Genomic DNA, 7,269 nt, shown 5'->3' with positions numbered 1-7,269 from the left:
TTGTCTTCCTAAGACCGCTTGGCCTCCGACTTGTCGCCGCCCGCAGGCGTGACGTCCGCGTCGACCGCCGCGGCGGCCCCGCCTGCCTCGAGCGCCGCATCGTCGGGAACCGACCGCTTCAGTAGCGCCAGGGCGACGGGCCCGTAGTCGCAGTGCTCGACCACGGTGCCGACGCGGCCGACGACGCGCCCGCCAGCCGTGACCGGGTCCCCGGTGCGCGGGCGGGTATCGGCGGAGCCGTCGAGGTGCAGCAGTACCAACCGGCGCGGGGGCCGGCCGAGATTGTGGACCCGGGCCACCGTCTCCTGCCCGCGGTAGCAGCCCTTCTCGAGGTGCACCGCCGAGCCGATCCAGCCGACCTCGTGCGGGATGGTCTTCTCGTCGGTGTCCACCCCGAGCCGCGGCCGGGCCGCCGCGGCGCGTAGGGCCTCGTACGCCCAGCTGCCGGCGGGCCGGGCACCGTCGGCGATGAGCCGATCCCACAGGGCGAGGATCTCGTCGCGGGGCACCAGCAACGTCACCTCCCCGTCGCCGGCGCGCGCGACACCGCCGCCGTATGCGACCGCGTGGCCACTCGCGAGCTCCAGCCCCGTCACGCGGGCGGCGTCCGGGCCGAGCACGGAGAGCACGGTCAGGTCGGGGCGTGGCGCGACCTGCACGTCCGACCAGAACACCATCCGGGTGAGGTAGGCGGCGAGATCGGCGACGCGGGGGCCCTCGGTGTCGACGTAGGCGACACCGTCGACCTCGCTCAGCCAGAAGTGATCGACGACCCGACCCTGCGCATCGAGGTTGAGGTCCTGGACTGCCGAGCCGTCGGGGAGCCCGGTGAGGTACTGCGAGGTGAGGGAGTGCAGCCAGCTGAGCCGGTCCGGGCCGGTGAGGGTGAGCACGCCGCGGTGGCTGCGGTCGACCACCACCGCGGACCTCTGCGCGGCGCGCTGTTCGCCGAACGGGTCGCCGTAGTGCCACGCGACCCCGGCGTCGGGGGAGTCCTCCGGAGCGGGTACCGCGCCTGCGGCACGGGACGCGTCGAACAGGGGCGAGACCGTGGCAGGTGACACGCCCCGAGTCTACGCGGACGCCCCGCGCCCAACAGCCGCGCGCACGCGGTGCCGGGGCCGCGGCATGCCCTAATGTTGCGGCCATGGCTCCCACTGCTCCCGGCTCCGCCGGTGCCGTCACGAGTTCCGGTCCCACGGTGGTGGTCACGCTCGACGGTGCCACCCACGATCCCACGAGGCCGCTGCTGTACGCGGACGACCTGGCGGCCGTCCGCGGCGACGGCTGCTTCGAGACGGTGCTGGTGCGCGGTGGCCGGGCGCTCAAGCCTCGTGCCCACCTCGATCGGCTGGCCCGCTCTGCAGCCGCGCTCGGCCTGCCGGCGCCCAACGACGCGGCGTGGTGGGCGGCGGTTCAGCGTGCGGCGATGCTGTTCGGCGAGCGTGCGGGGGAGGAGGCCGAGGGGGCGCTGCGGCTGGTGTACTCGCGGGGCCGCGAGTCGGACCCGACGGGGACGTCGTATGTGACGGTCGCGCCGGTGGGGCCGCGGGTGCTGACGGCCCGCCGCGAGGGGGTGGACGCGATCATCGTGAACCGGGGCTACTCCGTGGACCTGGCGGCTTCCGCGCCGTGGCTGCTGCTGGGCGCCAAGACGCTGTCGTACGCCGTCAACATGGCCGCTCTGCGGTACGCGGAGTCGCGGGGCGCCGGCGACGTGATCTTCACCTCGAGTGAGGGGCGCGTGCTCGAGGGGCCGCGCTCGACGGTGCTCGTCGCCCGCGGGCGGACCCTGCTCACGCCGCCCGACGACCAGGGCATCCTGCCCGGGACGACCGTCGCGGCCGTGCTGGATGCGGCGGGGGAGAAGGGCATCGCCACCGAGGTGGCGCCGTTGTTCCCCGCGGACCTGGTGACGGCCGACGGTGTCTGGCTGGTCTCGTCGATCACGCTGTGCGCGCGCGTGCGGACCCTGGACGGCCACCGGCTGCCCGAGGCGCCGATGGACGCCGACGTACGCGCGCTCGTGGAGCACGCGATCGCCACCGTGCCCTGACATGCCCCGGCCGGCTCGCCGCCGCCGGAATGTGATCTCGAGCGTGATTCCCAATCCCCTTGGGTTAGGCGCCGTCGGCTACTACCATCCGTAGTAGCTGGTGGCCGGACGGCTGCCACGTCCCTCGGCCCTGGAGAGCGGCATGAGCGCACTCGACGTAGCTCGATGGCAGTTCGGCATGACCACGGTCATGCACTTCATCCTGGTTCCGCTGACGATCGGCCTGGCGCCGCTGATCGCTGTGATGCAGACCGTGTGGCTGGTGACCGGCAGGCCCGGCTGGCTCCGCGCCACCAAGTTCTTCGGGAAGCTCTTCCTGATCAACTTCGCGCTCGGCGTGGCGACGGGCATCGTGCAGGAGTTCCAGTTCGGCATGGCCTGGAGCGAGTACTCCCGGTTCGTGGGCGACGTGTTCGGTGCGCCGCTCGCACTCGAGGGGCTGGTCGCCTTCTTCATGGAGTCGACGTTCCTGGGTCTGTGGATATTCGGGTGGACGAGGCTGCCCAAGATCGTGCACCTGGCGTGCATCTGGCTGGTGGCGATCGGTGTCAACGCCTCTGCGTACTTCATCATCGCGGCCAACTCGTGGATGCAGCACCCCGTGGGCGCGACGTACAACCCCGAGACCAAACGCGCTGAGCTGACCAGTATCTGGGCGGTGCTCACCAACGTGACGACCCTGGCCGCGTTCCCGCACACCGTGGCGGGGTCGGTGCTGACCGCCGGCACCTTCGTGGCGGCGGTGGGCGGCTGGTGGATGGTGCGGGCGTCGCGCCAGGGCGAGCGCAGCGACGGGGGAGGGAACGACGGGGGAGGGAACGACGGGGGAGGGAACGACGGGGGAGGGAACGACGGGGGAGGGAACGACGGGGGAGGGAACGACGGGGGAGGGAAGGAGCGCGGTGAGATCGACCTGGCGCGCACGCTGTTCCGGCCGGTGACGGTGCTGGCGCTGTGGGTGATGGTGGCCTCGGCGGCAGTGCTGTTCCTCACCGGCGACACCCAGGGCAAGTTGATGTTCAAGCAGCAGCCGATGAAGATGGCCTCGGCGGAGTCGCTGTGCCACACCGAGACCGGCGCCGGCTTCTCGCTGCTGACCACCGGCACGCACAACAACTGCGACTCGGTGCAGCACGTGATCACGATTCCTCGGCTCACATCGTTCCTCGCCACCAGCACGTTCGACTCGACGCTGCCGGGCGTGGCGGAGATGCAGGAGCACTACGAACAGACCATCGGCCCGGGCGACTACCGGCCCAACCTGTTCGTCACGTACTGGGCCTTCCGCGCGATGATGGGGTGGTCGGTCGGGTCCGGCGCGCTCGCGCTGGTGGGGTTGTGGCTGACCTGGAAACGGCGAATACCCACGGGCCGGGCGGCCACGTGGTTCAGCAGGTTGTGCCTGATCGCGCTGCCGACCCCCTTCCTGGCCAACTCGTCCGGTTGGGTGTTCACCGAGATGGGCCGCCAGCCGTGGGTGGTCGCGCCCAACCCCTCCGGTAACCCGAACATCCACCTCACCGTGCAGGAGGCGGTCTCGGATCACTCGGTGACCACGATGGCCTTCTCGATCGTCGTCTTCGCGGCGCTGTACGGCTCGCTCTATCTGGTGTGGTTCGGGCTGATGCGGCGGTACGTGATCGAGGGCCCCCTCGCTCACGACGATCCGGATCACGCCGCGCCGGAGCAGGATGCCGCCGACCGACTGTCGTTCGCGTACTGAGGGGGAGAGATGACACTGCCTGAGTACTGGTTCCTGGCCATCGCGTTCCTGTTCACCGGCTACTTCGTCCTGGAGGGCTTCGACTTCGGCGTCGGCATGCTGCTGCCCGTCCTCGGCCGCCGCTCGGATATCCGGCGCCGGGTGCTGCTCAACACCATCGGCCCGGTCTGGGACGGGAACGAGGTGTGGCTGATCACGGCCGGCGCCGCGATGTTCGCCGCCTTCCCCGCCTGGTACGCCACGCTGTTCTCCGGGTTCTACCTGCCGCTGCTCGCGATCCTGGTGGGTCTCATCGCGCGCGTGTGCGCCATCGAGTGGCGCGGCAAGATCGACGACCCACGCTGGCGCCGCCTGGCCGATGTCGGGATCGGCCTCGGGTCGTGGATCCCGGCGATCGGCTGGGGCGTCGCCTTCGCGAACATCGTGCGCGGCGTCGGGATCGATGCGCACGCCCAGATGACCACCGACCTGTGGGGCCTGCTGAACCCGTACGCGCTGCTGGGCGGGGCGGCCACCTGCCTGCTGTTCCTGCTGCACGGAACGATCTTCGTGACGCTCAAGTCCGACGGTGACGTGCGCACCGACGCCGCCCGGCTCGCGCGCCGGCTGGCGCCGCCGGTCACCGTCGTCGTCGCGGCCTTCGCGCTGTGGACACAGCTCGCCCACGGCAAGGGCTGGACGTGGGTGGTCGTGATCGTCGCCGCGCTGGGTCTGCTCGCGGTGACCGCGCTGACCGCCACCTCCCGCTTCGCCGGGGACGCGCGGCGCGAGCGGCTCGCGTTCGCGGCGACGTCGCTGGCCGTGATCGGCGCCGCGGTGCTGCTGTTCGGCTCACTGTTCCCGAACGTGCTGCCGTCCACCACCGACCCCACCCACACGCTGACTATCGCCAACGCTTCGTCGACCCACTACACGCTCACCGTGATGAGCTGGTGCACGGTCGTTGTCCTGCCGGTGGTGATCATCTACCAGGCGTGGACGTACTGGGTGTTCCGCAAACGGATCTCGGCGGCGCAGATCCCGCCCTCGATCGGCCTGTCGCCGACCGCGCACAGATGAGCCGGCGCGGTGCCGAGATGAGCGAGCGCGGTGCCGAATCGCCCGCGCCCGCGCGGGGTGGGCCCGTCGATCCGCGGCTGTGGCGGTACGCCCGCGCCGGCCGCGGCCTGCTGGTGGCGGTGACCCTGCTGGGGCTGGTCGGCACCGCGGCCACGATCGTCTTCGCCTACTGCGCGTCGACGGTTCTGGCGCGGATCGCGGCAGAACCGGCGGCCTGCACCCTGGCCGCGCAGGCTCCGCTGCTGTGGCTCGCCGCGGGTGCAGGCGCGGCGCGGGCTCTGGCGGCGTACGTGCGCAGCCGGGTCGAGCATCGGTCGGCGGAGCGCGTCCTGTCGCAGCTCCGCTGCGCGGCGCTCGCGGCGGCGGGACGGCTCGCCGTCGGCGGCGGGTCGCGTGCGATGGCCGACGGTGACGGCACCGACCTGCGGACGGTGGTCACCCGCGGTCTCGACGACCTCCCGCCGTATCTGACGGGATACCTTCCGTCGCTGGCACTCTCGGTCACGGCGGTGCCGGTGCTGATCGTCGCGATCGCGGTGGCCGACCCGCTGTCCGCGGTGATCGTGATCGTGACGCTGCCCCTGCTGCCGATCTTCATGATCCTGGTGGGTCTACTCACCCGGGATCGCACCAGCCGGCGACTCGCGGCGACGAGCCGGCTGTCGGCGCAGCTGCTCGACCTCGTCGCGGGGCTGCCCACGCTGCGCGCGCTGGGCCGCGAGCGCGGGCCGGAGGCACGCGTGCGCGACCTGGGCGAGCGGTCGGCGCGCGAGACGATGGCCTCCCTGCGGGTGGCCTTCCTGTCCTCGATGGTGCTGGAGCTGCTCGCCACGCTGTGCGTGGCGCTGGTCGCCGTCGGCATCGGGCTGCGTCTCGTGTACGCCGAGATGGGGCTCGCCGCAGGTATCTTCGCGCTGATCCTGGCGCCCGAGGTGTACCTGCCGCTGCGCTCGGTCGGGGCGCAGTTCCACGCCGCCGAGCACGGGGTGACCGCCTCGCGGCGTATCTTCGCGGTGCTCGACGCGGCTGCGGCGGTCCCGGAGGGCGGCGCGGCACCGTCAAGGGCCGGGACCGCCGCATCCGACGGGGTTCTCCGTGTCCGGGACCTGTCCGTCGCCGGGCGCGACGGCGACGCCCCGCACCGCCTGACGGCGGAGTTCCGCCCCGGTGCACTCACCGTCGTGACCGGGCCGAACGGGACCGGGAAGTCGACGCTCCTGGCCGTCCTACTGGGCCTGCGCGCGCCGACCGAGGGCACCGCCGACACCGTCGACTGGGATCGCGTCGTCTGGTGCCCGCAACATCCGGTGCTGGTGCCCGGCACCCTTATCGAGAACTTCACGCTGTTGGGGCCGCCTGGAGGTGACGCACCGGAGACCATACAATCCTGCGCGGCAACCGGTTTCGACGAGGTGGTCGCGCGCGGATGGGATGCGACGATCGGCGCCGGGGGCGTGGGGCTGTCGGCGGGGCAGCGGCAGCGGCTCGCGCTCGCCCGCGCCCTCGCCCGCTCCTCGACCCAGAGTGGCCCACGGGTCCTGCTCCTGGACGAACCCACGGCGCATCTCGACCGGGACCTCGAGAACCGGGTTCTGGCGGAGCTGCGGCGCCGCGCCGCGGGCGGCGACACCGTCGTCGTGGTGGCTCACCACGACTGCGTGCTCGACGCCGCCGATGCGATCGTCACGCTGGGGTCCGCGGCGGTGGCACATGTGTGACCTCGCGATCTGCCTGCGCGCCATGCGGATCCCGCTGCGCGCGCTGCTCGCTGCGGCCGCGGCCGGGGTCGCGACCGCGGGCGCGGCACTGGCCCTGGCCGGGCTGTCCGCGTGGCTCATCACCAAGGCGTGGACGATGCCGCCCGTCCTCGCGCTGTCGGTGGCGGTGACCTCGGTCCGTGCGCTGGGCATCACCCGCGGATGCATGCGCTACGCGGAGCGGCTGGCGAGCCACCGAGTGGCCCTGTCGGGGCTCACGGACATCCGAGCGGCGCTCTACCGCAGGCTGGCCGCGGCGGAGCCCGCGGTCGCGCTGCGCATGCGCGACGGGGACCTGGTGCAGCGCACCGGATCCGACGTGGACGCTGTCGGCGACGTGGTGGTGCGCGCGCTGCTGCCGGCCGTGGTGGCCGCCGTGACCGGCGCGGCGGCCGTCGCATGGATCTGGTTCGTGTACGCACCCGCGGCGATCGTGCTGGCCGCATGCCTCGTCCTGGCCGGGGTGGTCGCGCCCCGGCTCATCGCCCGCGCCGCCCGCGCCCGCGCCGTCGCCGAGTCGGCCGAGCGGATCACGTTCGCGGACAACGCCGGTGCGGTGCTCGATCATGCCGCCGAGTTGGCTGTCGCCGGGCGCCTCGACGCCGTCCGCACGGCCGCCGTCGAGGCGGAGGACCGGCGCCGCGTCGCCGTCGACCGCGCCGCCCGCACGACAG

General features: G+C 72.5%; 4 protein-coding genes and 1 pseudogene. All 5 read left to right on the top strand.

Translation table 11 applies throughout. The annotated features are described in order from the left end of the window. The first annotated feature begins 1,147 nt into the window (after positions 1 to 1,147). Positions 1,148 to 2,056 carry an aminodeoxychorismate lyase gene (locus tag ABD908_RS25940; protein ID WP_345001541.1) on the top strand — a complete coding sequence of 303 codons (909 nt, stop codon included), beginning with the start codon at positions 1,148 to 1,150 and terminating at the stop codon, positions 2,054 to 2,056. Between the two features lie 142 nt (positions 2,057 to 2,198). Then, positions 2,199 to 3,698, top strand: a pseudogene (locus tag ABD908_RS25935) (cytochrome ubiquinol oxidase subunit I); the annotation flags it as partial. Positions 3,699 to 3,788: 90 nt separating this feature from the next. Continuing rightward, positions 3,789 to 4,838 (top strand): cytochrome d ubiquinol oxidase subunit II, encoded by a 1,050-nt coding sequence (gene cydB / locus ABD908_RS25930; protein ID WP_345001539.1) that lies wholly within the window; start codon positions 3,789 to 3,791, stop codon positions 4,836 to 4,838. Between the two features lie 17 nt (positions 4,839 to 4,855). Then, positions 4,856 to 6,556, top strand: a complete 1,701-nt coding sequence (gene cydD, locus ABD908_RS25925) for a thiol reductant ABC exporter subunit CydD (protein ID WP_345001537.1) — start codon at positions 4,856 to 4,858, stop codon at positions 6,554 to 6,556. After that, the coding region (locus tag ABD908_RS25920) for an ABC transporter domain-containing protein (protein WP_486390783.1) at positions 6,549 to 7,269 on the top strand (721 nt) is incomplete at its 3' end. The genes cydD and ABD908_RS25920, both read left to right, overlap by 8 nt.

Origin of the sequence: Tsukamurella soli, assembly GCF_039541155.1 — a bacterium.
Lineage (GTDB): Bacteria > Actinomycetota > Actinomycetes > Mycobacteriales > Mycobacteriaceae > Tsukamurella > Tsukamurella soli.
This window is presented reverse-complemented; position numbering and strand designations above follow the sequence as displayed.